This window comes from Streptomyces sp. SID10853 (assembly GCF_010548145.1).
In the GTDB taxonomy this organism is placed as follows: Bacteria; Actinomycetota; Actinomycetes; order Streptomycetales; family Streptomycetaceae; genus Streptomyces.
In genome coordinates, this window is sequence record NZ_JAAGLN010000508.1 from 1 (window position 1) to 814 (window position 814).

1 protein-coding gene and 1 pseudogene are annotated in these 814 nt (G+C 77.1%); both read right to left on the reverse strand.

Going from position 1 to position 814, the window contains the following annotated elements; genetic code table 11:
- Window positions 1-321 (reverse strand): annotated as a pseudogene (locus G3I19_RS36680) (hypothetical protein); the annotation flags it as partial.
- Window positions 305-814 (reverse strand): DUF6286 domain-containing protein (locus tag G3I19_RS36685; protein WP_239075068.1); only part of this gene is annotated, 510 nt, incomplete at its 5' end. The gene G3I19_RS36685 and the pseudogene G3I19_RS36680, both read right to left, overlap by 17 nt.

Genomic DNA, 814 nt, shown 5'->3' on the forward strand with positions numbered 1-814 from the left:
GCGCAGGGTGACGCCCGGCCTGGTCAGCGGCACGGGGCCGCGGGCGCCGCTGCGGAGCTGGGCGATGACCCACCACAGGAGCAGCAGGGCGGCGACCGCGAGTGCGGCGATCACGGCAGGGGTCCACCAGCCGTTCTCCCGCAGCCGGGCGAGACCGGCGCGGTCCAGCAGTACGGTGCCGTGCCCGGGGCGTGGCCACCAGGAGGGCAGCCGGGGGCGTACGCCGGGCGCTGCCGCCACCAGCAGGCCGCCCCCGGCGAGCAGTACGAGACCGGCGCAGGCCAGGGCGGCCCGGTTCGTTCCGTTACGGAGTCGGCTCATCGGATCCTGTGCCTTCCCGGGTGGGTGAGCCGCCGGCCATGGGTGAGCCGGAGGCCGTGAGTGATGCGGAGGCCGTGGCGCCGGAGGCGGCCGGTTCGGTCGCGGGCCGTGCATCGGGCGGGCGGTCCGCCGGGCCTGCGGATGCGGTCGTTTCCCCGGCCGCAGGCGGTCGTTCGGGCGTCAGGTCCGCCCTGGCCCCGTGTTGCCAGTGTGGTTCCGGTGTCACCGTGGTGCGCAGGCGGAGCGGGCGGGCCAGGCCGCATCCGGTGAGTGTGCCGGCGGCTGCTTCCTCCACCTCCCGGCGGGCGGTGGCCCGGTCGCCGAAGCCCAGCCGGGCCCGCACGGTGACCCGGTGTCTGCCGACGCGGGTCCGCACCCGGGTGACACCGGGGACCGCGGCGACGGCGTCCCGTACCAGCACCGCCACCGCCGCACGTTCCAGTACGGCGCGCAGGGCCGGGGCGTGCGGGACCATCGGGAGCAGCTTGCGTGC